This window comes from Pseudomonas lundensis (genome assembly GCF_015377145.2).
Classification (GTDB): domain Bacteria; phylum Pseudomonadota; class Gammaproteobacteria; order Pseudomonadales; family Pseudomonadaceae; genus Aquipseudomonas; species Aquipseudomonas lundensis.
The window spans coordinates 1,054,349-1,079,914 of sequence record NZ_CP062158.2 but is presented as its reverse complement, the minus strand read 5'-3'; the positions used below and the strand labels follow the sequence as shown (position 1 = coordinate 1,079,914).

The 25,566-nt window shown below is 60.0% G+C and carries 20 protein-coding genes; 4 read left to right on the top strand and 16 right to left on the bottom strand.

The annotated features are described in order from the left end of the window. Positions 1-119: 119 nt before the first annotated feature. From IF654_RS05385 to treP, 5 genes are all read right to left on the bottom strand, one after another. Positions 120-386 (bottom strand): PTS sugar transporter subunit IIB, encoded by a 267-nt coding sequence (locus IF654_RS05385; RefSeq protein WP_094987389.1) that lies wholly within the window; start codon positions 384-386, stop codon positions 120-122. A gap of 2 nt (positions 387-388) precedes the next feature. Next, a complete protein-coding gene (gene ptsP / locus IF654_RS05380; protein WP_194862695.1) occupies positions 389-2,911 on the bottom strand; it encodes a phosphoenolpyruvate--protein phosphotransferase in 2,523 nt (840 codons plus the stop codon). A 59-nt stretch (positions 2,912-2,970) separates the two neighbouring features. Beyond that, entirely contained in the window at positions 2,971-4,194 is a 1,224-nt protein-coding gene (locus IF654_RS05375; RefSeq protein ID WP_194862696.1) for a maltoporin, read from the bottom strand. Between the two features lie 69 nt (positions 4,195-4,263). Then, on the bottom strand, positions 4,264-5,910 hold the full coding sequence (treC, locus tag IF654_RS05370; protein WP_194862697.1) for an alpha,alpha-phosphotrehalase: 1,647 nt from the start codon (positions 5,908-5,910) through the stop codon (positions 4,264-4,266). Between the two features lie 84 nt (positions 5,911-5,994). Beyond that, positions 5,995-7,437 carry a PTS system trehalose-specific EIIBC component gene (gene treP / locus IF654_RS05365; protein ID WP_070413756.1) on the bottom strand — a complete coding sequence of 481 codons (1,443 nt, stop codon included), beginning with the start codon at positions 7,435-7,437 and terminating at the stop codon, positions 5,995-5,997. A 267-nt stretch (positions 7,438-7,704) separates the two neighbouring features. Here treP and treR point away from each other — a divergent pair, with 267 nt between their 5' ends. Next, complete coding sequence (treR, locus tag IF654_RS05360) at positions 7,705-8,409, top strand: trehalose operon repressor (RefSeq protein WP_047273882.1); 705 nt, start codon at positions 7,705-7,707, stop codon at positions 8,407-8,409. A gap of 143 nt (positions 8,410-8,552) precedes the next feature. On the opposite strand, the gene guaA is transcribed toward treR, so the two are convergent. From guaA to IF654_RS05340, 4 genes are all read right to left on the bottom strand, one after another. Next, entirely contained in the window at positions 8,553-10,130 is a 1,578-nt protein-coding gene (guaA, locus tag IF654_RS05355; protein ID WP_047273880.1) for a glutamine-hydrolyzing GMP synthase, read from the bottom strand. Positions 10,131-10,232: 102 nt separating this feature from the next. Next, entirely contained in the window at positions 10,233-11,702 is a 1,470-nt protein-coding gene (gene guaB, locus IF654_RS05350; protein WP_047273879.1) for an IMP dehydrogenase, read from the bottom strand. A 151-nt stretch (positions 11,703-11,853) separates the two neighbouring features. Continuing rightward, entirely contained in the window at positions 11,854-12,402 is a 549-nt protein-coding gene (locus IF654_RS05345; protein WP_047273877.1) for a hypothetical protein, read from the bottom strand. 102 nt (positions 12,403-12,504) lie between these two features. Then, a complete protein-coding gene (locus IF654_RS05340) occupies positions 12,505-13,251 on the bottom strand; it encodes a sulfite exporter TauE/SafE family protein (protein WP_047273876.1) in 747 nt (248 codons plus the stop codon). An 80-nt stretch (positions 13,252-13,331) separates the two neighbouring features. Between IF654_RS05340 and xseA the strand changes: the two genes are divergently transcribed. From xseA to leuA, 3 genes are all read left to right on the top strand, one after another. Beyond that, positions 13,332-14,711, top strand: a complete 1,380-nt coding sequence (gene xseA / locus IF654_RS05335) for an exodeoxyribonuclease VII large subunit (protein ID WP_047273875.1) — start codon at positions 13,332-13,334, stop codon at positions 14,709-14,711. A gap of 3 nt (positions 14,712-14,714) precedes the next feature. Then, the gene (locus IF654_RS05330; RefSeq protein ID WP_047281220.1) at positions 14,715-15,539 is read left to right on the top strand and encodes a M23 family metallopeptidase; all 825 of its coding nucleotides are present in this window, start codon (positions 14,715-14,717) and stop codon (positions 15,537-15,539) included. A 330-nt stretch (positions 15,540-15,869) separates the two neighbouring features. Further along, positions 15,870-17,549: a 2-isopropylmalate synthase gene (gene leuA / locus IF654_RS05325; RefSeq protein ID WP_047273871.1), complete on the top strand. Its 1,680-nt coding sequence runs from the start codon at positions 15,870-15,872 to the stop codon at positions 17,547-17,549. Between the two features lie 101 nt (positions 17,550-17,650). Here the strand turns inward: leuA and IF654_RS05320 are convergent, their stop codons facing one another. From IF654_RS05320 to ispG, 7 genes are all read right to left on the bottom strand, one after another. Continuing rightward, positions 17,651-18,445 carry an amidohydrolase gene (locus IF654_RS05320; RefSeq protein ID WP_047281221.1) on the bottom strand — a complete coding sequence of 265 codons (795 nt, stop codon included), beginning with the start codon at positions 18,443-18,445 and terminating at the stop codon, positions 17,651-17,653. After that, complete coding sequence (locus IF654_RS05315) at positions 18,433-19,581, bottom strand: pyridoxal phosphate-dependent aminotransferase (RefSeq protein WP_047273870.1); 1,149 nt, start codon at positions 19,579-19,581, stop codon at positions 18,433-18,435. The genes IF654_RS05320 and IF654_RS05315 overlap by 13 nt, the downstream gene beginning before the upstream one ends. A gap of 123 nt (positions 19,582-19,704) precedes the next feature. Next, the gene (gene der / locus IF654_RS05310; RefSeq protein ID WP_047273868.1) at positions 19,705-21,174 is read right to left on the bottom strand and encodes a ribosome biogenesis GTPase Der; all 1,470 of its coding nucleotides are present in this window, start codon (positions 21,172-21,174) and stop codon (positions 19,705-19,707) included. A gap of 140 nt (positions 21,175-21,314) precedes the next feature. After that, positions 21,315-22,466 carry an outer membrane protein assembly factor BamB gene (gene bamB / locus IF654_RS05305; protein ID WP_047273865.1) on the bottom strand — a complete coding sequence of 384 codons (1,152 nt, stop codon included), beginning with the start codon at positions 22,464-22,466 and terminating at the stop codon, positions 21,315-21,317. Further along, the gene (locus IF654_RS05300; RefSeq protein WP_047273864.1) at positions 22,459-23,100 is read right to left on the bottom strand and encodes a tetratricopeptide repeat protein; all 642 of its coding nucleotides are present in this window, start codon (positions 23,098-23,100) and stop codon (positions 22,459-22,461) included. The genes bamB and IF654_RS05300 overlap by 8 nt, the downstream gene beginning before the upstream one ends. A 41-nt stretch (positions 23,101-23,141) precedes the next feature. Then, the gene (hisS, locus tag IF654_RS05295) at positions 23,142-24,431 is read right to left on the bottom strand and encodes a histidine--tRNA ligase (protein ID WP_047273862.1); all 1,290 of its coding nucleotides are present in this window, start codon (positions 24,429-24,431) and stop codon (positions 23,142-23,144) included. Positions 24,432-24,453: 22 nt separating this feature from the next. Beyond that, a complete protein-coding gene (ispG, locus tag IF654_RS05290) occupies positions 24,454-25,563 on the bottom strand; it encodes a flavodoxin-dependent (E)-4-hydroxy-3-methylbut-2-enyl-diphosphate synthase (RefSeq protein ID WP_047273860.1) in 1,110 nt (369 codons plus the stop codon). Between the last annotated feature and the right edge of the window lie 3 nt (positions 25,564-25,566).

The following is a 25,566-nucleotide window of genomic DNA, read 5'->3' as shown; positions in this document are numbered from 1 at the left end:
CGTAAACGGGCTTATGCCCCGCAAAAGGCGAATACGATACACCTGCAGTTGAGAAACAGTAAGGCCGGGGTGGCGAAGGGCCGCACCCACGTCAGCAAGCCTGAACCTCGACCAGGCGTTTACAGCCCTACGAGCACATGCACCACGCCATTGGCCAAGGGCATGACGTTCGGTAATTGCTGCGCGTGCAGGGTCAGTTTCGAGGCATCGCACACTTGGACACGCACGCGGGTGAGTGCGACTTTCTGTTCGGATGTAATGTTCTCGGCCCCGCCCAACGCCGCCAATACAGCACTGTCCAGCAACGACGAGGCCGGGCGGGTCACGTCGGGCACCAGATCCGGGGTCAGCGCTTTCCAGAGCGCCTGGTGAAATTTTTCAAACATGTTCAATGCTCCAGCACTAACGATTGAGGCTGCAAGGTGGCCCGCACATGCTCGGCGCTTTCCAGCGCCAGTACCTTGTCGGCCAATGCCTTGCAGGCGGTGAATTGCACTTCGCGTACTCGTGCCTTGATGGCCGGGATCAGCGGCACGCTGACCGACAGCTCATCCACCCCCAGGCCCAGCAGCACCGGCACCGCCAACGGCTCGGAGGCCAGCGCGCCACACACGCCCACCCACTTGCCATGGGCGTGAGCGGCCCGGACCGTGTGAGCGATCAGGCGCAACACGGCCGGGTGCAAGCTGTCGGCCTGACGGGCCAGGCGCGGATGATCACGGTCCATGGCCAAGGTGTATTGGGTCAGGTCGTTGGTGCCAATCGAGAAGAAATCCACCTCGGGCGCAAACAGGTCGGCCATCAAGGCCGCCGCAGGCACTTCGATCATGATGCCCAGCTTGGGCAACGCGCTGAGCCCCAGCCGCTGCGCCTCTTCCTGCAACATCTGCCGCGCGACCCGCAGCTCGGACAGGTGCGTGACCATCGGCAACAGGATGTGCAGTTGCGTCAGCCCGGCACAGGCCAAAATGGCGCGCAATTGGTCGCGCAGCAACTGCGGACGTTCAAGGCACAGGCGAATACCGCGCATGCCCAGGAACGGGTTGAGTTCACTGGCCATTGGCACGTAGGCCAGCGGTTTGTCACCGCCCACATCCAGCGTACGCACCACCAGCGGGTGTTCCGTGCCCACGGCGCGAGCTATCTCGCAGTAGGTGGCCACTTGCTCGTCATGGGAAGGGGCGCGGCTGCGATCCAGATACAAAAACTCCGAGCGCAGCAACCCGACGCCGTGGGCGCCCAAGGTCATCGCGTGTTCAGCCTCCGCGCGCGAGGCAATATTGGCGGTGATGTCCACCGGGTGCCCGTCCAGGGTGCAGGCCGCCAACGACGCGAGCTGTAAATCCCGTTGTTGACGGTCCTCACGCAACGCGCGCTGCGCACCCAGTCGCTCCACCTGCCCCACATCAGGCTGCACGTGCAACTGACCCGCATCGGCGTCCAGCAATACCGGGAGGCCACTGGCCAGCGCCCGCACCTGAGGTGACACCCCGCACAATGCCGGGATGCCCAAGGCACGGGCCAGAATGGCGACATGGCTGGTGGCGCCGCCGCCCACGGTGACAAACCCCACGACTTTGCGGGTGTCGAGCCCGGCCGTTTGCGAGGGCGTCAGTTGTTCTGCCACCAATATCGCCTGATCGGGCAACGCCAGCGCACGGTCATCCACGCCGAGAATCCGTTTGAGCACGCGCAGCCCCACGTCTTCCAGATCCAGCGCCCGCTCAGCCAGTAACGGACTGCCCAGGCCCTTGAACAACGCCGAGGTGGCTTCGGTCGCATTGCGCCAGGCAAAGGCTGCACTTTTGCCCGCGTTGATCAGCTCGGCGGCATGCTCCAGCAAGCTCGGGTCTTGCAACAGCTGCTGATGCGCCCGAAAGATGTCGCGCTGCGCCGGGTTGGATGCGTCATCGCGCAGCCCCTGCAACTCATCGGCCGCACGGGCCAACGCGTGTTGCAGCGCGGCGTGTTCGCGTTGCGCTTCGCTGGCATGTTCGTCCACCTCCAGCGCGCTGTGCGCCACCTGCACCACGTAACCGAACGCCGAACCGGTGGAGGCGCACACGCCGCGCAGCACATCCGACACCCCGTCATGGGCGACGGGGTCGGGATCTGGGGCCAACACCACGTGCTCAACCTCTTCGCCACAGCCTTGGCTCAGCAGCTCGGACAACTCACGCAGGGCCGCCTCGGCATCCGGCCCCGCCGCACTGAGGTAAACGCTGTCTGCATACGCGGTTTGCAATGCCATGATCGCCACCAGCGACTTGGCGTTGGCGCTGTCGTGCTGGCGATGCAGTTGAACACGTGCCGCAAAGCCTTTCGCCGCCTGGGCCAACACCCCGGCCGGTCGCGCATGCAGGCCATTGGGGTTGGGCAGCAGCACGGCCTGCGAATGCAACACCGGGCTGTCTTCATGACCGGTTGGCCCATCGCCTTTACCCGCGTGCACTTGCACGTGCAAAAGAGGCTGCCCGGTCTGGATGTGCGCCTTGCCGTGCGCCAGCGCCTGAAAACCCTCCCCGCTGATCACCAGCATCAGCGTCAGCAAACTGCGGGCATGCAGCGCCAGGTAGTCGGCATCGAACTCAATCAGCGGCTGCCCGGCCTCAACCCGCTGGCCTTCCTCAACCTGCGCGATAAAACCTTTGCCCTGAAGGTTCACCGTGTCCAGCCCAATGTGCAGCAGCACCTGCACACCGCTGTCATGGGTGATGCTCAGGGCATGCCCCGTGTGTTGCAGGTTGCTGACCACCCCGGCCAGCGGGGCGCATAACATCTGTGACGTCGGGTCGATGCACACACCATCGCCCATCAGGCGACTGGAGAACACCGGATCAGGGACATCGTCGAGCGCCAGCACCACGCCTGACAGGGGCGCCAGCAGTTCCAGTTGTGAGGGTGTGACCATGACTTCACCTGCAATAGAGAGTTTGAATGCCGAGGGCGTGCGCGCCTCGCCAGCGTCGCTTATTTCCACCAGTACTCGACCTGCAATCCCATATTTGAACCGTGCCGCGCCCTGCCAAACGCGCCGCTGTCAGATAACGCCGACCCGGCGTCCAATCGATTGGCGGCCAGCTGTGCGGCTTTGTTCCAGCGGGCATAGGTGTAATACAGGCGAATTTCGGGGCGCTCCCAAAAGCCGGGCCCCTTGGGCGACCAGGTGGGCGCAAAGGTAAATTTGCTCAAGGTGCGGGTGCCGTCGGCGGCCTTGACCTGATCGTGGCCAAGCTCGGTGACCAGCTTGAACTGTTGACTGATCGCGTACGCCGGGCGCACACCCAGCGACAGCCACTCTTGATTGTCACCCTGGGGGCGAACGTCTTTTTGATAGACCGCCTCGACCTGTCCGCCGAAGCGCGGCGTCACTTGCCAGTCAAAAAACTCCACCAGCCGATACCGTTTACTGCTGTTGTCCAGCCGGGTGTTGCCGGTGTAGCCAAGCCCCGTCCCTGAGCCCTCGCCGTATTGCAGGGCAACGGTGTTGCGGCCCCCCAAAAAGGCGTTTTGCACGTGCTGCGCCGTGATCGCCCAGCCGCTGTGGGCATCGGTGCGCCGGGGTTTTTCGAGGTAGCTCACACCGAACTCCAGCTCGCCTCCGGGGTTGGTCTTGAACCCAGCAACGTTGACGTCGTGACGGGTGACAGCCTGCTCCTGATAAAGACTGTCTTTGCGCGAAAACGCATAGCTGTATTTCAACCCGCCGATCAGCACATCTTCGATGCCGCCGCCCGTGGCGCTCTGGTTCCAGTAGTAAAAGTCGGAGATGTGGATGTCATTGCGTTTGTAGTAGCGACGCCCGGCCCACAGCGAACCGCCATTAAGACGCGGCAGGTTCGACCATTGCGCGTACAGCTGGGGCATGCGCACCGAACCGTTCTCCCCTTGAAAGGTGAGCTGGTGGTTGTACTGGTTGTAAAACGAGGCCATGCCGTCGACGCTGAGCACCGAGCCGTCATCCAGGGTCAGGATGTCCTGGCGAAGTTCCAGCTCCGCGTACTGCTCGCACTCGTTACCCAGCCGGTATTTGGTTTCAGCGCCGGGCAGTTTGAAACACGATTGTTTGCCCGCGTTGAGCGAGTTGCCGACGCCGCTGCGCAGGTAACCCGAGAATTCCAGCGCCTGCGCCGGGAGCGGTGCCAGCAGGCATAACGATGCGGTAAGCACGCAGCGGTTGAGTGGTGTGTTCATAAAAGATGACCTTTCTTATTGTTATGGGTAAATCACAGCGGCTAAACCGCTGGCAGGGGTTAGCCCGCGTCAGTCCTGCACGTGCAAGGCGAACGATTCGTAGGGCCGTAACGTGATGCGCCGCGTTCGCTGCGGGCAGTCGTCGTAGTTACTGATGAGCACACGCTGTTGCCGGTGTGGGTCGATGACCTCAGCGGGCAATTCGACATCGCAGGGCGTGCCGTAAAAGTTGTTGAGCACCAGCAATCGCTCTTTATCGCCTTGGCGCAGGTAGGCCCAGACACGTGGGTGGTCCAGCAGCAACGGGCGGTATTCGCCGTGTTGCAGTAACGGCTCGGCACGGCGCAAGGCGATCAGGCGGCGGTAGTGGTGCAGCACCGACGACGGGTCGTGGCGCTGGTCTTCGACGGTGATGCGAGTGGCGTTGTCCGGCAGGTCTATCCAGGGTTTCGCGGTGCTGAAACCTGCATTCGGCTGGTGGTTCCATTGCATCGGCGTACGGCCGTTGTCCCGCGACTTTTGCATGATCGCGGCCATGCACCCGGCATGGGGTTCGCCTGCGTCGCGCTTGAGGCGGTAGATGTTCAGGGTTTCGACGTCGCGGTACTGCTCGATGTGCTCGAAGCCGGGGTTGGTCATGCCGAGCTCTTCCCCCTGATAGATAAAGGGTGTGCCTTGCAGGCCATGCAGGGCGGTGGCCAGCATTTTGGCCGACAGCACGCGGTGTTCGCCGTCATCGCCAAAGCGCGAAACGGCGCGCGGTTGATCGTGGTTACACCAGAACAGCGCATTCCAGCCGCCCCCGGCCTGCATGCCCTGCTGCCACTCGCTGAGGATGCGTTTGAGCGCGAGGAAGTCGACGTCGGCGCGCACCCACTTTTGCTGGTTCGGGTAGTCCACCTTCAAGTGATGAAAATTGAAGGTCATCGACAGCTCGCGGCGCTGCGGGTCGGAATAACGGATGCAGTGTTCAAGGGAGGTCGAGGACATCTCTCCGACACTGAGCAAGTCATGCCCGGCGAAGACTTCGCGGTGCATCTCTTGCAGGTACTCATGCACCCGCGGGCCATCGGTGTAAAAACGGCGCCCGTCACTGTCATCCTGGGCAAAGTCCGCGGGCTTGGAGATCAGGTTGATGACATCCAGACGGAAACCGCCCACGCCTTTGTCGCGCCAGAAACGCATCAACGTGTAAACCTCGGCGCGGACGTTGGGGTTGTCCCAATTGAGGTCGGCCTGGGTGTGGTCAAACAGGTGCAGGTAGTACTGGCCGGTTTGCGCCTCGTACTCCCACGCCGACCCGCCAAACTTGGAATGCCAGTTGTTTGGCTGGTCGCGCCAGATGTAAAAGTCTCGGTACGGGTTGTCGAGGCTGCTGCGGGCCTGCTGGAACCAGGGGTGCTCGATGGAAGTGTGGTTGACCACAATGTCGAGCATCAGCTTGATGCCCCTGGCACGGGCTTCGAGAATCAGCAGTTCGCAATCGGCCATGCTGCCGTAGCTCGGGTCAATGGCGTAGTAGTCGCTGATGTCGTAGCCGTTGTCGCGCTGGGGCGAGCGCAGAAACGGCGTCAACCACAGGTAATCCACCCCCAGCCATTGCAGGTAGTCGAGCTTGTCGACCACCCCCAGCAAATCGCCGGTCGCGTTGCCGGCATGGCTATGAAAACTCTTGGGGTAGACCTGATAGATCACCGAACGCTGCCAATCGTGCATGGGGGAAAGTTCCTTGTGCTGCCTTGGGTTATCGCGGTTGCGCCTTTCAGGAGGGGCAGCCTGCGGCCGCCCACAAGTGAGGGCTCAGGCCACGCGGTAACCGGGGCGGATGATTTTCATGCTCAGCACACACGTCAGGGCAAACGGCACGACGATGGCCACCAGCATCCCGATGACGAACATGGGGATGTGCCCGGGGGTGATCGAGATAAAACCGGGCAACCCGCCGACACCGATCGCCGAGGCCTGCACCTGATTGAGCGACAGGAAAATACTGCCCAGTGCCGACCCGGTGAGCGCCGCATAAAACGGGAATTTGTAGCGCAGGTTGATGCCGAACATCGCCGGTTCGGTGATGCCGAAATAGGCGGAAATTGCCGAGGTTGACGCCATGCTGCGCTCGCGCAGGTTGCGGCTCATGTAGAACACCCCGAGCGCGGCACTGCCTTGGGCCAGGTTGGACATCACAATCATCGGCCAGATAAAGGTGCCGCCCTGCGTGGAGATCAACTGCAAATCGACCGCGAGGAACATGTGGTGCATGCCGGTAATCACCATCGGCGCATACAGCACACCAAAGATCAGGCCGCCGATCACGGGCGCCAGGTCAAACAGCATCACCAGGCCCTGGGTAATCAGAATCCCCAGATGCCGGGTGACCGGGCCAATCACGGCCAGCGCCAGCACCCCGGTGATGACAATCGTGGTAATGGGCACCACCAGCAGTTGAATGGCATTGGGCACCCGCGCGCGCAGCCATTTCTCGATCACGCTCATCACGTAGGCAGCCAGCAGAATCGGCAGGATTTGCCCCTGATAGCCGACCTTTTCAATCTGGAACACGCCAAAGATGTCGAAGTACGGCAGGCTCTGGCCCTCCAGCCCCGCCACCGCCTTGCCGTAGTTCCAGGCATTGAGCAGGTCGGGGTGCACCAGCATCAGGCCCAGCACGATGCCGAGGATTTCACTGCCGCCAAAGCGCTTGGCCGCTGACCAGCCGACCAGCGCGGGCAGGAACACAAACGAGGTATTGGCCATCAGGTTGATCAGGCTCCACAGCCCGTCCAGCGAGGGATAAGCGTCGAGCAGGGTTTTGTCGGCAATGAACATGCCTTTGGCGCCGATCAGGTTGTTAATGCCCATCAACAGGCCCGCAATGATGAGCGCCGGCAGAATCGGCATGAACACATCCGAAAACACCCGCACCAGGCGCTGCAAGCCATTGCCCTTGTCGGCGCCCTTCTGTTTGACGTCTGCGAGCGTCGAGGCCGCCAACCCGGTTTGCTCGCGCAAGGCGGCGTAGACCTTCTCGACATCGCCGGGGCCGATCACCACCTGAAACAGCCCACCGTTGAAAAAGGAACCTTTGACCAGATCGATCTGATTGAGGGTCGCACTGTCGACCCGGTTTACATCGTTGAGGGCCAGGCGCAGACGCGTGACGCAATGCGCGGCCTGTTCGATGTTGTCGGCACCACCGAGGCTGGTGATCAGCTCGCTGGCGATGGAAGAGTAATCGTGGCTCATGCCGGATCTCCTGCCTGGAATTATTGTTATGGGGCGTCGTTGAGGCAGCACGCTGAAACGAAAAATACTCGTCTGTACCAGTTAAATCAACAACTGGTACAGACGAGTTAAAGTACTGTATGTTTCGCTCGCCAGCACAGGACCGGGACTGAAAGACAAATCTGAAGACTGCGTGTGATGGCTCCCAATCTTTTATGGGACTTGCGCTACCTGAACCCTGCACTTAAGGTTCGGGCCCAGAGCACCCATCGGCATCGAGCCATCGCCATGACCAAATACAACCAGATCTACAGCGATCTGCTTGCCAGCATCACCAGCGAGCGCCTGCAACACGGCGCCCGGCTGCCCTCGGAAGCTGAATTGATGGCCACCTACGAGGCCAGCCGCGGCACGGTGCGCAAAGCGATTGAGCAACTGCAGGAACGCGGTTTTGCGCACAAGGTGCATGGCAAAGGGACGTTTGTACTGTCCACCCGCCCGATTGAGTTTCAACTGGGCGGCATCGTCAGTTTTCAAGAAACCTGGCCGCGGCTGGGTGAAAACGTCAGCACCGACGTGGTCGAATTCAGCCAGATTGCCCTTGAAGGCGCGCTGCACGCGCACATTGATGCCGAGGCTGGCAGTTCGATCACCCGCATCAAACGGGTCAGGCGCATCGATGGCAAACGCGTAATTCTGGACATCAACCACTTCGTGACCGACCTGATCCCGGGGTTGGACGAAGGCATCGCCCAGCACTCGATTTATGCCTACATCGAACAGCACCTGAAGCTGCAAATCAGCTACGCCCAGCGCACCATCGAAGCCGTGCCGCGCAACCAGGACGATCAGCAACACCTGGACATGGACGGCCAAAGCCATGTGATCGTGGTCAGCAACCAGACGTTTTTGCAGGACGGACGGCAGTTTGAGTACACCGAGTCGCGGCACACGCTGGACAAGTTTTACTTTTCCGATGTGGCACGGCGCTAGGCTCACGGGTTGCGCGCAGCCTTGCGCTCGTCAGTAACCGCCACCCCGGTTAGCCGCACGGTGACAAAGCGCAGAAACAAAAAAGGCGGTCAACACTGAGTGTTGACCGCCTTTTTCACATCGAACCGGTTAACCGGCCAGACTTATTCCCACTCAATCGTTGCCGGCGGCTTGCTCGACACGTCGTAGGTAACGCGGGAGATGCCTTCGATTTCGTTGATGATGCGACCGCTTACGGTTTCCAGCAGTTCGTAAGGCAGGTGTGCCCAACGCGCAGTCATGAAGTCGATGGTTTCTACGGCACGCAGGGCAACAACCCAGGCGTAACGACGGCCGTCACCGACCACACCCACCGATTTCACTGGCTGGAACACCACGAACGCTTGGCTGACTTTGTGATACCAGTCGGCCTTGCGCAGCTCTTCGATGAAGATGTGGTCAGCACGACGCAGGATGTCGGCGTATTCCTTTTTCACTTCACCCAGGATGCGCACGCCCAGGCCCGGGCCCGGGAACGGGTGACGGTAGACCATGTCGTACGGCAGGCCCAGTTCGAGACCCAGACGACGAACTTCGTCCTTGAACAGCTCGCGCAGCGGTTCAACCAGCTTGAGGTTCATTTCTTCCGGCAGGCCGCCCACGTTGTGGTGCGACTTGATGACGTGCGCCTTGCCGCTTTTGGCGCCAGCCGATTCGATCACGTCCGGGTAGATGGTGCCTTGGGCCAGGTACTTGATGTTGTCCAGCTTGCAGGATTCGGCATCGAACACGTCGATGAAGGTACGGCCGATGATCTTGCGCTTTTTCTCAGGGTCGGATTCGCCCGCCAGGTTGTTGAGGAACTGGTCCTCAGCGTTGGCGCGAATCACTTTGACGCCCATGTTCTCGGCGAACATGGCCATCACTTGCTCGCCTTCGTGCAGGCGCAGCAGGCCGTTGTCGACAAACACGCAAGTCAACTGGTCGCCAATGGCCTTGTGCAGCAGGGCCGCCACGACCGAGGAGTCCACGCCGCCCGACAGACCGAGCAACACGTTGTCGGTGCCGACCTGGGCGCGGATGTTGGCGATTGCGTCTTCAGCGATCTTGGACGGCGTCCACAGGGCTTCACAGCCGCAGATGTCGAGGATGAAGCGCGACAGGATGCGGCCGCCCTGTTTGGTGTGGGTCACTTCCGGGTGGAACTGAACGCCGTAGTAGCCGCGTTCGTCGTTGAACATACCGGCAATCGGGCAGCTCGGGGTGCTGGCCAGAATGTGGAAGTCAGACGGCATTTTGGTGACTTTGTCACCGTGGCTCATCCAGACGTCCAGGCCGAACAGGCCGTCGGAGTCGATATGGTCTTCGATGCCGTCGAGCAGACGGCTTTTGCCGACCACGTCTACGCGGGCATAACCGAACTCACGCAGCTCGGAACCTTCAACCTTGCCGCCCAGTTGCTCGGCCATGGTCTGCATGCCGTAGCAAATGCCGAAGACCGGTACGCCCAGATCGAAAACGGCCTGTGGCGCGCGCGGGCTGTTGGCTTCGTGAACCGACTCCGGGCCGCCTGCCAGGATGATGCCTTTAGGGGCGAATTCGCGGATCGCGGCGTCGTCCATGTCGAACGGGTGCAGTTCGCAGTAGACACCGATCTCGCGCACGCGGCGGGCGATCAGCTGGGTGTACTGGGAACCGAAGTCCAGGATCAGGATGCGGTGAGCGTGAATGTCGAGGGCCATGACAAAATCTCGATTAATTTCAGAAACGACACGGGGCTGAATCAAACAGCCCCGGTTACTTAATTCGCATCGCACCCGGCATTGGCCTGGGTGCGATTACTATCAACCTACGCGATAGTTTGGCGCTTCCTTGGTGATCTGCACGTCGTGGACGTGAGATTCAGCCATGCCGGCACCGGTGATACGCACGAACTCTGGCTGGGTACGCATTTGTTCGATGTCGGCGCTGCCGGTGTACCCCATCGAAGAACGCAGACCGCCCATCAGTTGGTGAATGATCGCTGTCAGCGAGCCTTTGTACGGCACGCGACCTTCGATGCCCTCGGGCACCAGCTTCTCGGCACCCGCGGAGGAGTCCTGGAAGTAACGGTCGGAGGAACCCTGGGACTGCGACATCGCACCCAGCGAACCCATGCCGCGATAGGCCTTGTAGGAACGACCCTGGAACAGCTCGATTTCGCCCGGTGCTTCTTCAGTACCGGCAAACATCGACCCCATCATCACGCAGGACGCACCGGCCACGATGGCCTTGGACAGGTCACCGGAGAAACGGATGCCGCCGTCAGCGATCAGGGGAACGCCAGTGCCTTCAAGGGCAGCGGCCACATTGGCAATCGCGCTGATTTGCGGAACGCCCACACCGGCCACGATACGGGTGGTGCAGATCGAGCCAGGGCCGATACCGACCTTGACAGCGTCCGCGCCCGCTTCAGCCAGCGCCAGTGCCGCTGCGCCGGTGGCAATGTTGCCGCCAATGACTTGCACGTCAGGGAAGTTCTGCTTGACCCAACGCACGCGGTCGATCACGCCTTTGGAGTGACCGTGCGCGGTGTCGACTACGACTACGTCAACGCCGGCAGCAACCAGGGCTGCAACGCGATCAGCGGTGTCTTTGCCGGTGCCGACCGCAGCGCCCACGCGCAGACGACCCTGGTCGTCCTTGCTGGCCAATGGGTAGGCCTTGGCTTTTTCGATGTCGTTGACGGTCATCATGCCTTTGAGGGCAAATTTGTCGTCAACGATCAGAACGCGCTCGATGCGGTGTTTGTGCAACAGCTCGCGGGCTTCTTCTTTGTCGGCGCCTTCCTTGACGGTGACCAGACGCTCTTTGGGCGTCATCACATCGCGTACGGAGGCTTCCAGACGGTTTTCAAAGCGCACGTCACGGGAAGTCACGATGCCGACCAGGTCGCCATTTTGCAGGACCGGAACGCCGGAGATGTTGTGCTGGCGGGTCAGTTCGAGCAGTTCACGGACGGTGGCATCCGCTTCGATCGTGATGGGCTCTTTGACCACACCGGCTTCGAAACGCTTGACCTTGCGGACTTCGTGAGCTTGCTGCTCGATGGTCATGTTCTTGTGGATGATACCGATACCGCCTTCCTGAGCCATGGCGATTGCCAGACGGGCTTCAGTTACGGTGTCCATTGCGGCGGAAACCAGCGGAATATTCAGTTCAATGCCACGGGTCAAACGAGTCTTGAGGCTGACTTCGTTCGGGAGAACCTCGGAATAACCGGGGACGAGAAGGATGTCATCGAAAGTGAGTGCTTCTTGGCTGATACGCAGCATCGCTGGGGCTCCCGAGCGGGAAAATGGAAGCGCGCCATTGTACTTAAAACACCTGTGCGGCTCAACGGAAACCTTTAGAGAGTTTTGCGCTAAGGGTCAATGATTTGCTGACTCTCAAGGCAGAAAAAAAGCCCCGACGCTGGCGCACGCGTTAAAGCTCCACCCTCACCCACGCCACGGGTTGATCCAGCCAGTCGGCAAACTCGTCCAGGAAGCTCTGTTTGAAACCCGCCTCGGCCCAATTATTGAAGATGAACCCCAGATTGGAGAACGCACAGGGCTGCAAGAACAGGAAACCATTGATGTCATCTTCATGGCCGCACAACGGGCACGTGAAGTTGTCGGTGCGCCCCGGCATCCAGTCTTCAAGGCTTTCGAACAGGGCCTCACCGACTTCCTTACGACACTCGGCGCATCCGGCCTCTTCAAGAAACCCCTTGGCCGGGGTGTAGATGCAGCGCTTGGTAATGATTTCCAGACCGTTGACCGGTTCACCGAACGGCAGCGCCTCGGGGTGCAGCACGACCTCGGCAGCGCCTGGCGCGATGGCATGGGCCATGCCGTTGCCGGTGCGACCGCAGGTGGTCAGGGCTTCTTCAATGATATTTTTGCGCACTAACCAGCGCACGATGGCGCGGGCGCGCGGCTCATGAACCGGCAAGGTGGAGATTTTGGGGACGATGATGCTTTGCGAATTCATGAAAAACGACACGTATAAAAAGAGAACAAAGCCAAAGGTGTAAACGCTGGCGCAGACCGCAAGGGTTTCAGGGGGTGCAGCTTAAAGCCTGATCCCCCGAGGTCAAGCGCTCAAGTAGCGCACGATCAGGGCAATGCCGCTGGCCAGCACCAGCCATGTCACCAGTCGCACAAAGGCCTCGCGGGACAATTTGCGCGTCAATCGGCGTCCCGTCCATAACCCGAGTGCCATTGCCGGTAACAGACAGACGGCCAATAGCAGCAGCGCGCCATCGGCGTACACCCCGGCCATCACAAACAAGATCAAGCGCACCACCGTGCTGCAACTGATCAACGCACTTTGCGTGGCCCGCGCCGCCTCTTTGGGCAAGCGTGCATTGAGGTACAGCGCATACAAAAAGCCGCCACTGCCAAACAATGCACCAAACAACCCGCCCACCGTGCCGGTCGGAATCGCCCAACCGGCCGCCACCTGCCTTGGCCGCGCCTTCACGGCCAGGCTGTAGATCGCATAGGCGCTGATGAAAATCCCCATCATCAGCAGCAACACATCTGATTTGAGGTTCAGCAGAAACACCACACCGACCAGGCAACCCAGCGCCATGCAGGGCAGCAAGCGTAAGAGCTCGGCGCGTGCCACGTCGCGACGCGCGGGCAACCAGTTCCCGAATGCCGCCACAAAATCGAGCAGCACCAGCAACGGGATGATTTTCGATAACGGCAGGCACAGGATCAACAGCGGGCCCGCCACCAACGCGGTGCCGAACCCGGCCACGCCAAATACGATGTACGCCAGCGCGATGGCCAGCTCCAACAACAACCACTCGCTCCCGGTGTAAGGCAGATCCATGGGACAACTTCCTTGTTTTTAGTGCGCGGACTGTAACCAGATACGTGCAGTGATAACAATCCGCCCTTATGATGGCCGACATGATTAAAGACCCCTTTGCAAGACTCAATCTGGACCGCGAAGTCCTGACCGTCAGCCAGCTAAACGGCCGTGCCCGAGTGTTGCTCGAAGACGTGTTCAGCAACATCTGGGTCGAAGGCGAAATCTCCAACCTCGCTCGCCCGGCGTCCGGCCACGTGTATTTCACCCTCAAGGACAGCGGCGCCCAGGTGCGGTGCGCGCTGTTTCGCAACAACGCTGCCCGCGTACGCCAAGCCTTGAAAGATGGCCTGGCGGTCAAGGTGCGCGGCAAGGTGTCGTTATTCGAAGGCCGGGGCGATTACCAACTGATCCTCGATACCGTTGAGCCTGCGGGTGACGGCGCGCTACGGCTGGCCTTTGATGCGCTGAAAGAAAAGCTCAGCGCCGAAGGCCTGTTCAGCGCTGAACGCAAGGTCGCGCTGCCCGCCCACCCGCAGCGCATCGCAATTATCAGTTCGCCCACCGGCGCCGTGATACGCGACATCATCAGCGTATTTCGCCGACGCGCACCTCAGGTCGAGTTGACCCTGATTCCTACCGCCGTTCAGGGGCGCGAAGCCACTGCGCAAATCGTGCGTGCGTTGAAAATTGCCGATGCACGTGGCTTTGATGCGCTGATTCTGGCCCGTGGCGGGGGTTCGCTGGAGGACTTGTGGTGCTTCAACGAAGAGGCCGTCGCCCGCGCCATCGATGCCTGCGTCACCCCGATCGTGAGCGCTGTCGGTCACGAGACCGATGTCTCGATCAGTGACTTCGTGGCCGATGTGCGAGCGCCTACGCCGTCTGCCGCCGCCGAGTTGCTGGCCCCGGATTCCAGCGACTTGCAACACCGCATTGAAAGCCTGCACAGACGCCTGGTGATGCGTATACGTGACCGTTTGATGCGTGAGCGCCTGCGCCTTGACGGGCTCGCGCGTCGCTTGCGTCACCCCGGCGAGCGTCTGCGCCAGCAAGCGCAGCGCCTGGATGACCTGGACATGCGCATGCGCCGCGCCTTTGAGCGCAGCCTCAATACCCGTCGAGAGCGCCTGATTCGCCTGGAAACGCGCTTGGCCGGTCAACACCCCGGCCGCCAACTGGCCCTGCTGCGCCAGCGCCTCGACAGTCTGGCCGAGCGCTTGCCGCGCGCGATGCGCGAAGGCCTCAAGGCCCGTCGACTGCAGTTGCAAAGCCAGATGCAAACGCTGCACGTGGTCAGCCCGCTGGCCACCCTGGGACGCGGGTACAGCATCCTGCTCGACGAGCGCGGCAACGCCATTCGCAGCGCCGGACAAACCCACAACGGCCAACGCTTGAAAGCCAAGCTGGGTGAAGGCGAACTCCATGTGCGCGTCGAGGACAATCACCTCACGCCTGTCACCCTTTCATTACTGGATTGATCGATGCTGCGTTTCGTCTCTGCTCTTTTGTTGCTGTGCCTGACCGTCAACGCGAACGCGGCTGACAGTTACATCACCCGCCTGCTCAACAAACCGGTGCCGGGCGGTGTGGCTGTGATTGAACTGGGCAGCGGCGCGCAAGCGCCCAAGGCCACCTACCAGGGCAAACCGGTGCTGGTGGTCAAGGAACAGGACACCTGGCGTGCCATCGTCGGTATTCCGTTAACGGTCAAACCCGGTACTCAATCCATCAGCGCAGGCGGCCGTGACCTGAATTTCACGGTTGGTCACAAAAAATACCCCGAACAGCGCATCACCCTGAAAAACCAGCGTCAGGTCAATCCGAACCCCGCTGACCTCAAACGCATCGACAACGAGCTGGCCATTCAGATCAAGGCCTACCGCACGTTCAGCCCCACGACGCCGAGCAACCTGTTGCTCGACAAACCGGTCAATGGACCGCTCTCGAGCAAGTTTGGCGTGCGGCGCTTCTTCAATGGCGAAGAGCGTAACCCGCACGCCGGTCTGGATTTTGCCGTGCCCGCAGGTACGCCAATCAAAACGCCCGCGGCAGGCAAGGTGATTTTGATCGGCAATTATTTCTTCAACGGCAATACGGTGTTTGTTGACCACGGCCAAGGGTTCATCAGCATGTTTTGTCACATGTCGAAGATTGACACCCAGGTCGGGCAGCAACTGGCACGGGGCGATGTGGTGGGCAGGGTCGGATCAACCGGCCGCGCTACCGGACCGCACATGCATTGGAATGTCAGCCTGAATGATGCGCGCGTCGACCCGGCCATTTTCATTGGCGCTTTCCAGCCGTAACATTTGTACCGAGCGCGCAGAGCACAAAACGCTGGCAGCACTCACTCAAGCGCAATCTAAAGCAACAATAAAAGACGATTGCGCTATTTACCTTCGAAAACCATTCATTTACGAGCATTCCTCTCAAAGTTTTTTGGCCGCTTGCCATCCTTACTGCCAATGGTTAGGGTTGAGGCCATGAAAACCTCTCACACCCTCATTCTGCAACGTCAACATCGCAGCCTTTGCCTCGTCAGCGCACGACTGCAAAGCTGATTGCGGTGCCTCGCCCCTCTGCTTTGTATCTCCGGTTAGCCGCCTTTTTTCGGCTCGTACAATAAGGATTGCCTGATGACCATGCTCAAAAACCCGTCTTCCAAGTACCGCCCGTTCCCCGTCATTGATTTGCCTGACCGGACCTGGCCGTCGAAAACCATCACTCAAGCACCTATCTGGTGCAGCTCCGATCTGCGCGACGGCAACCAGTCGCTGATCGAACCGATGGATGCGGCGAAGAAGCTGCGCTTCTGGAAGACGCTGGTGAGCGTGGGTGTGAAGGAGATTGAGGCGTCGTTCCCGGCCGCTTCGCAAACCGATTTCGACTTTGTGCGCACCCTGATTGAAGACGGACATATCCCGGATGACACGACCATTCAGGTCTTGACCCAGGGCCGCGAAGATTTGATCGCCCGCACGTTCGAGTCGCTTCGCGGTGCCAAAAAAGCCATCGTTCACTTGTACAACGCGACCTGCCCGGCCTTCCGCCGCATCGTGTTCAACCAGGACAAGGACGGCATCAAGGAAATCGCCGTCAGTGCGGCCAAGCTGTTCGTCAAATACGCGTCGCAACAGCCCGAAACCCAGTGGACATTCGAGTACTCGCCCGAGACGTTCAGCGCCACTGAGCTGGAATTTGCCAAAGAAGTGTGTGACGCCGTGATTGAGGTCTGGAACCCGACCCCTGAGCACAAGATGATCCTCAACCTGCCTGCAACGGTTGAGTGCGCCACGCCGAACATTTACGCCGACCAGATCGAGTGGTTCGGTCGCCATATCAACCGTCGTGACAGCGTGATCATCAGCCTGCACACCCACAATGACCGTGGCACCGGTGTGGCGGCCACCGAACTCGGCCTGATGGCGGGCGCCGACCGTGTCGAAGGCTGCCTGTTCGGCAACGGCGAGCGCACCGGTAACGTCGATCTGGTAACCGTGGCATTGAACATGTACACCCAGGGCCTGGACCCGCAACTGGACTTCTCGGACATCGACGGCGTGCGCAAAGTCGTCGAAGAGTGCAACCAGATTCCGGTTCACCCGCGCCACCCGTATGTGGGCGACCTGGTGCATACCGCCTTCTCCGGCTCGCACCAGGATGCCATCCGCAAAGGCTTCGCTCAGCAGAAGCCGGACGCGTTGTGGGAAGTACCGTACTTGCCAATCGACCCGGCAGACATCGGTCGCAGCTACGAAGCCGTGATTCGCGTGAACAGCCAGTCCGGCAAAGGCGGCATTGCCTACTTGCTCGAGCAGGAATACGGCATCAGCTTGCCGCGCCGCATGCAGATCGAATTCAGTCAGGTGGTGCAACGTGAAACCGACCGTCTGGGCCTTGAGATGACGGCCCAGCAGATCCACAGCCTGTTGCACAGCGAATACCTGCAAGCCAACACGCCTTACGCGCTGGTGAGCCATCGCTTGCAAGAAGAGAACGGCCACAGTGCTGTCGACGTCGAGGTGTCTGCCAAGGGCGCGGGCGAAACCAACCTGCGCTGGAGCGGTAAAGGCAATGGCGCTCTGGAAGCACTGGTAGCAGGCTTGCCGGTCAAGGCCGAGATCATGGATTACAACGAGCATGCCATCGGAGCGGGCACCCACGCCAAAGCGGCGGCCTACATTGAATTGCGGGTCAACGGCGAACGCGCCGTGCATGGCGTCGGCATCGATGAAAACATCACCACCGCCAGCTTCAAAGCCCTGTTCAGCGCACTGAACCGTGCCCTGAGCGAAGCCGAAGCAAAAGCCGCTTAACGCAGGCCAGCGACACAAAAGCCCCCATGGTGAAGGCCATGGGGGCTTTTTTTGCGCGCTACACCCTGAACGCCCTCACCGCCCGCTCGGACGGTTTGCCCTCAGACGTTCAGCTCGAACACATCGGCATCCAGATCCGCCGGAAAACGCTCACGGTAAGCGGCCAGTTCACCGGCGTTCAAGCTGACCTGGAACACGCCATCCGCCTCACCTGCGCTGAGCAGTGACTCGCCCTGAAAATCGAGAATATGGCTGTCACCCGTGTACACCAGTCCCTTGCCATCGGCTCCGACCCGGTTTACGGCGGCGACATAACACAGGTTTTCAATGGCCCGGGCAGGCAGCAGGCGATTCCAGTGCAGACGCCGCGCCCCCGGCCAGTTGGCGGTGTAAAGCAACAAATCGGTGTCATGGGGATCGCAACTCCAGACCGGGAAGCGCAGGTCGTAACAGATCAATGGCCTGATGCGCCAGCCCTTCACTTCGAACTGAACCTGACGTTCACCGGGGGTGAAGTGTTCGTGCTCGCCTGCCATACGGAACAAGTGACGTTTGTCGTAGTGCAGCACGACACCGTCCGGGCGAGCCCATAGCAGCCGATTACGATGGCTACCATCCGCCGCTTCAATGATGATGCTGCCTGTCACGACGGCATCGAGTTTTTTGGCTTGCTCGCGCAACCACGTGGTGGTCGGGCCATTTTCTGCTTCAGCCAGGGCTTTGGAGTCCATGCTGAAACCGGTGGTGAACATTTCAGGCAGTACCACCAGGTCCGCGCCCGCGGCCTGCTGCAGCAGGTCGTCGAAATGATCGAAATTGGCCTGACGGTCATGCCAGGCCAGCGTGGTCTGAACCAGCGCTACAGTTAAATCGGGTAAACCACTTAGATCACGCATAGTTTTTCTGCTGCTTCACGCAGCGTCTCCTCGCGTTTTGCAAAACATAGGCGAACCAGCCGCTGCCCTTCGGGCGGGGTCTGGTAGAACACCGAAACCGGAATCGTCGCCACGCCATGTTCGCGGGTCAGCCACACGGCCATGTCGACATCATTAAGGTCCGGACGAATAAGGGAGTAATCAACCAACTGAAAGTAAGTCCCCGCCACCGGCTTGAAGGTAAAGCGCGATGGGCTTAACAAATCACAAAACAGGTCGCGCTTGGCCTGATAAAAAGCAGGCAGTTCTTCGACGTGCTGCGGGCAAGCGGCCATAAAATCGGCCAGCGCATATTGCAGCGGCGTCACCCCACAAAAACTGACGTATTGGTGCACTTTACGCAGCTCTGACGTCAGGGCGGGCGGCGCGACCACATACCCGGTTTTCCAGCCGGTGACGTGGTAGGTCTTGCCGAAAGAACTGACAACGAATGCGCGATGGTACAACTCGGGATGTGACAAAACACTGACGTGGGGCACCCCGTCGAATACCAAATGTTCGTACACCTCATCGCTGATGAGGTAGATGTCACGGTGTTCGATCAGTTTTGCCAACTGGTCCAGCTCCCCGCGGCTGATCAGCGCCCCGCTCGGGTTGTGGGGGCTGTTGAGGATAATCATGCGCGTACGGGGGCCAATGGCCTCACTGAGTTTTTGCCAGTCGATGGAGAAATCATCCAGTGCCAGCGGCACGTGAACGCAACGGCCACCGGCCAGCTCTACGGAAGGCTCGTAACTGTCGTAACAGGGGTCAAACACGATGACTTCATCACCAGGGTGAATAACAGCCTGAATGGCACAGAAAATGGCCTGAGTCGCACCCGGCGTGATGGTCACTTCAGCGTCCGCATCGACCGTTACGCCATAGCTGCGACTTATTTTGGCGGCCACTTGCTGACGCAGCGCGGGCAAGCCGGTCATCGGGGCGTATTGGTTGTGACCACTGGCAATGTGTTGACCGACAGCATCACGCAAGGCTTGCGGGCCATCAAAGTCAGGGAACCCCTGAGACAAGTTGAGGGCGCCGGTTTCAGTCGCGAGCTGCGACATGCGCGTGAAGATGGTGGTGCCGACGTTCGGCAACTTGCTGGTGATCATGGCCGTTCCCTGTTGAGTTCCCGGCACTGACTGCGGCACAGGACCCACGGAGGATAGCCCAAACACCAGACACGAAAAAGGGCCCGTCAGGACCCTTTCTCATTACGCGTGGAGGTTGCGCGATCAGCGCTTGTCTTTGCGTTTTTTCTCGGCTTTCTTGTGGTGCGACATCATGCGGCGCTTCTTGTTGACCTGACGGTCGGTCAACGAGTTTTTGTTCGCCTCGTACGGGTTCTCACCCCCTTTAAACTCGATGCGGATCGGCGTACCGACCAGCTTCAAGACACGACGGTAGGTGTTTTCGAGGTAACGGACATAAGACTTCGGCACCTTCTCAACCTGGTTACCGTGAATCACGATAATCGGCGGGTTGGCACCACCCAAGTGGGCATAACGCAGCTTGATGCGACGGTTGTTGACCATCGGCGGTGCGTGCTCGCCCACGGCATCTTCAAGGATCTGGGTCAGGCGGTTCGTTGGCCAGCGGGTCACCGCCGACTTGAAGGAGTTCTGTACCGACTGGTACAGGTTACCCACGCCCGTGCCGTGCAGCGCCGAGATGAAGTGGATGTCGGCAAAGTCGACGAAGAACAAGCGGCGTTGCAGCTCGGTCTTGACGTAGTCGCGCTCGCTCGGGGTCATGCCGTCCCACTTGTTGATCGCGATGACCAGAGCCCGACCGGCCTCCAGCGCAAAGCCCAACAGGTTCAGGTCGTGATCCACCACGCCTTCGCGCGCGTCCATGACAAAGATCACCACGTTGGCGTCTTTGATCGCTTGCAGGGTTTTGACCACGGAGAATTTTTCGACTTCTTCGTGGATCTTGCCGCGCTTGCGCACACCGGCCGTGTCGATCAGCGTGTACTTCTCGTCGTTACGCTCAAACGGGATGTAAATACTGTCACGGGTCGTGCCGGGCTGGTCGTACACGATAACCCGGTCTTCACCGAGCATACGGTTGACCAGTGTCGATTTGCCGACGTTCGGACGACCGATGATCGCGATCTTGATGCCGTCTTTCTCGCCCGGCCCAGGAATGCGCTTGGCTTCCTCGCCTTCAAGAACGATTTCCGGTTCGCCTTCTTCGGCATCGTCTTCGTCACGCGGGAACGAGGACAACGCCACTTCGAGCAACTGCGAGATACCGCGGCCGTGGGCACCGGCGATCGGAATCGCGTCGCCCATGCCCAACGGTGCGAATTCTGCGCGAGCCATGTCCGGGTCGATGTTGTCGACCTTGTTGGCAACCACGTAGGAACGCTTGTTTCGTTTGCGCAGGTGTTCGCCGATCATCTGGTCAGCGGCAGTGAAACCCGCCTTGGCATCTACCAGGAACAGCACCACATCAGCTTCTTCGATGGCCAGCAGTGACTGCTCGGCCATCTTTTCGTCCATACCGTGCTCGTCACCGGAGATACCGCCGGTGTCGACCAGAATGTAGGAACGCCCTTGCCACTTGGCCTCACCGTATTGGCGATCACGGGTCAGACCGGACAAGTCGCCGACGATGGCGTCACGTGTCCTGGTCAGGCGGTTGAACAAGGTGGACTTGCCGACGTTTGGTCGGCCCACCAGGGCGATTACGGGAACCATGCGGCTCTCCACTTCGTTATTTCAGAAAATACAAAAGCCGCTGCAAGGCAGCGGCCAGAGTTCGGAACAGCACAAAAATGTGCCGCAAACCTTGCCAGAGCAAGGCTGCCCGAGGCCCTAGAGCCTCAAGCATAGACGCCTTAGCGAATGGTCAGGGCTTCCAGTTTGCCGCTGTTACCAAACACGTAAATCATGTCACCGACCACCAGCGGACGTGCCCGCAGGCCATCGCTGTCAATGCGGGTACGGCCTACGAAACGACCATCAACCTGGCTCAACAGGTGCAGATAGCCTTCCATGTCGCCGACCGCTACATAGCTGGAGAAGACTTCCGGTGCCGACAGCTGACGGCGGGCCAGGGAATCGTTGCTCCACAGGGCGGTGGTCGAACGCTCGTCGACGCCTTCAACAGTGCCGGACGCCAGGCTGACGTAGACGCTGCCAAAACCTTGTGCGACACCGGCGTAGCTGGAAGCATCACGCTGCCACAGCACACGGCCGCTTTCCAGTTCCAGTGCCGCCATGCGGCCCTGGTAACTGGCAACGTACAGCGTGCCACCAGACAGCAGCAGGCCACCGTCGATGTCAACAATGCGCTCCAGTTCGGAACGGCCTTGCGGGATGGCAACACGCTGCTCCCAAACGGGCACGCCATTGCGAGTGTCCAGCGCCACCACTTTACCGGTGGAAAGACCTGCCACCGCCAAATGGTTGGTGACCACAGGAGCCCCCGTACCCCGCAGGGTCAGAACACCCGGCGTGCTGTCGTAGGTCCAGCGCTGGTCGCCGGTCGAGGCATCCAGGCCGATCAGGCGGTCGTCCTGGGTTTGAACCACCACCACGTCACCGTTGGTGGCAGGCGGAGCCAGGACTTCGCTGGTCACTCGGGAGCGCCACTTTTCTTCGCCAGAGCTGGCGTCAAGCGCAACCACTTCACCTTGCAAGGTACCCAGCAGGACCAGACCGTAACCCGCGCCAACAGCGCCGGAAACAGGCAGTTCAAGGTCCTTTTTCCATTTGACGTCGCCGTTCATGCGGTCCAGCGCCATCACGACACCGGTCACATCGGCCGCGTACAGGGTATTACCTTCAACGGCTGGCACCAGCATGTTGTAGGTTTTGCCCTGGCCGTCGCCAATCGAGCGGCTCCACTGCTTTTGCAAAACGACTTCTTCTTTGAAGTCGGTCAGCGCGGCCGGTGGCAGTTCTTTTTTGCTGTTGCTGCTGCAACCCGCGGCCAAAATGGCCAGAGCCAGCAATGCTGCATGTTTCCAACGAATCACGTTACGCATCCCCTTTGGCCAGGTCGTCGAGCTTGATTTGTAAGCCGCCGACTGCCGCCTCATCCGAGAGCGCCGCCTTGGCTTTTTCGTAGGCTGCACGCGCGTCATCAGTGCGACCTTGCTGAACCAGCAGGTCACCCTTGAGCTCTTCACGGCTGGCCAGGAATGCTTTGTCCGAATCACCTTCAAGCAGCTTCAAGGCTTCATCAACCTTGTTCTGTGCAGCCAGAACCTGGGCCAGACGCTGACGCGCGACTTCGCCCAACGTGGCATTGGCAGGCTTGTCGACGATGATTTTCAGCTCATTGGCCGCGTCATCCAGCTTGCCGCTGTCAACCGCCACCTTGGCAACAAACAGACCACCAAATTGCGCGTAGGCGCTGCCGCTGTATTCGTTCTTCAGCTTGTTGGCCAGATCAGCGACTTGCGCGGCATCAGGCTGGCCGCTCGGCGTCAATGTGGTTTCAAGCAGTTGTTGGTAGAGAATCGACGCACCCTGCGACTGATTGCTCTGATATTTGTGCCAAGCCTGCCAGCCGAACACCACCACCAGCGCCAGCAAGCCGCCAGTGACCAGGGGTTTGCCGTTGCGCTGCCACCAGTCTTTCAACTCGCCCAGCTGATCATCATCGTTACTCGACACCCCAACACTCCTTATTCGATAAATCGGCTGTTTTTACAGCTTCAACCCTGCACGACGCAGGTGGCCAAGTGCTCTGAAAGAGCATCCCAGGCAATAGTTTGTTGTTCACCCTGGCCACGCAGGGGTTTGACGCCTACCACTTGCCGGGCCAATTCGTCGTCGCCCAGGATCAGCGCATACAGCGCGCCGCTCTTGTCGGCCTTCTTGAACTGGCTTTTGAAGCTGCCCGCACCGGCATTGACTTGCAGGCGCAGGTTCGGCAACTGATCGCGAACACGTTCGCTCAAGGCCAGTGCGGCCAGTTCAGCAGCTTCACCGAAGGCGCACAGGTACACATCGACCTGGCGCGAGATTTCTTCAGGGATTTGCTCAAGGGTTTCCAGCATCAGGATCAGACGCTCGATGCCCATGGCGAAGCCCACGCCGGAGGTCGGTTTGCCGCCCATTTGCTCAACCAGACCGTCATAACGCCCACCGGCACAGACAGTGCCCTGGGCACCGAGTTTGTCGGTGACCCACTCGAATACGGTCTTGCTGTAGTAATCAAGTCCGCGAACCAGTTTCGGGTTGATGACGTAAGGAATGCCGGCCGCGTCGAGACGCGCCTTGAGACCCTCGAAGTGCACGCGGGACTCTTCGTCGAGGTAGTCCACCAGCTTCGGTGCGTCAACCAGAACGGCCTGTGTGTCAGCGTTCTTGGTGTCGAGAACACGCAGCGGGTTGGACTTGAGACGGCGCTGGCTGTCTTCGTCCAGTTCGCTCAGGCGCGAAGTCAGGTATTCAACCAGCGCGGCACGGTAGCGGGCACGGGCTTCGCTGGTGCCCAGGCTGTTGAGTTCCAGTTTGACCGCGTCACGGATACCCAGCTCGCCCCACAGGCGCCAGGTCAGCACGATCAACTCGGCATCGATGTCCGGACCGTCAAGGTTGAACACCTCGACGCCCACCTGGTGGAACTGGCGATAACGGCCCTTTTGAGGACGCTCGTGGCGAAACATCGGGCCGACGTACCACAGTTTTTGCACCTGACCGCCGCCGGTGATGCCGTGCTCAAGCACAGCACGCACACAGGCCGCAGTGCCTTCGGGGCGCAGGGTCAGCGAATCGCCGTTGCGGTCTTCGAAGGTGTACATCTCTTTTTCGACAATGTCGGTCACTTCACCGATGGAACGCTTGAACAGCTCGGTGAACTCGACGATCGGCATGCGGATTTGCTTGTAACCGTAGTTATCCAGCAGACGCGCGACCTTGCCCTCAAAGAAACGCCACAGGGGCGTCTGCTCGGGCAGGATGTCGTTCATGCCACGAATGGCTTGCAGTGACTTGCTCACAGAAAATCCTTAATTCGTTTGATTAGCCGCGCGCAATAACAGCTGCGTCGGCTTCGACCTTTTCGGCCGCTTTCTGGCGGATCAGTTTTTCAAGCTGGTCCACCAGATTTTCATTCGTTAATTTCTGCGACGGCTTGCCGTCGATGTAAATCAGGTTTGGCGTACCGCCGGTCAGGCCCACATGGGCCTCCTTGGCTTCGCCGGGGCCGTTGACCACACAGCCGATCACAGCAACATCCAAGGGGACCAACAGATCATCCAGGCGCCCTTCCAGCTCGTTCATGGTTTTTACCACGTCGAAGTTCTGGCGCGAACAGCTTGGGCACGCGATGAAGTTAATGCCACGGGAACGCAAACGCAGGGATTTGAGAATGTCGTAGCCGACTTTCACTTCTTCTACCGGGTCGGCGGCCAGCGAGATACGAATGGTATCGCCAATGCCCTCGGCAAGCAGCATACCCAGCCCCACGGCAGATTTCACTGTGCCGGAACGCAACCCGCCTGCCTCGGTGATTCCCAAGTGCAAAGGCTGAACGATTTCCTTGGCCAGCAAGCGATAGGCCTCAACGGCCATGAACACATCGGACGCTTTGACGCTGACTTTGAAGTCCTGAAAATTCAGGCGCTCAAGGTGCTCTACGTGACGCAGTGCTGACTCGACCAGCGCGGCAGGCGTCGGCTCGCCGTATTTCTTTTGCAAATCTTTTTCGAGGGAGCCGGCATTCACGCCGATACGAATCGGGATACCCCGATCACGTGCCGCATCCACAACCGCACGTACACGGTCTTCGCGACCGATGTTGCCGGGGTTGATACGCAGGCAATCGACACCCAGCTCGGCCACACGCAATGCGATGCGGTAGTCGAAGTGAATATCAGCGACCAGTGGCACCTTGACCAGTTGCTTGATGCGGCCAAACGCTTCGGCAGCATCCATGTCCGGGACGGAAACCCGCACGATATCGACGCCTGCGGCTTCAAGGCGATTGATCTGCGCAACGGTCGCTGCAACATCATTGGTGTCACTGTTGGTCATGCTCTGAACCGCGATAGGGGCATCGCCACCTACCGGTACAGAGCCGACCCAGATTTTGCGCGATTCGCGACGTTTGATGGGTGATTCGCCGTGCATGAC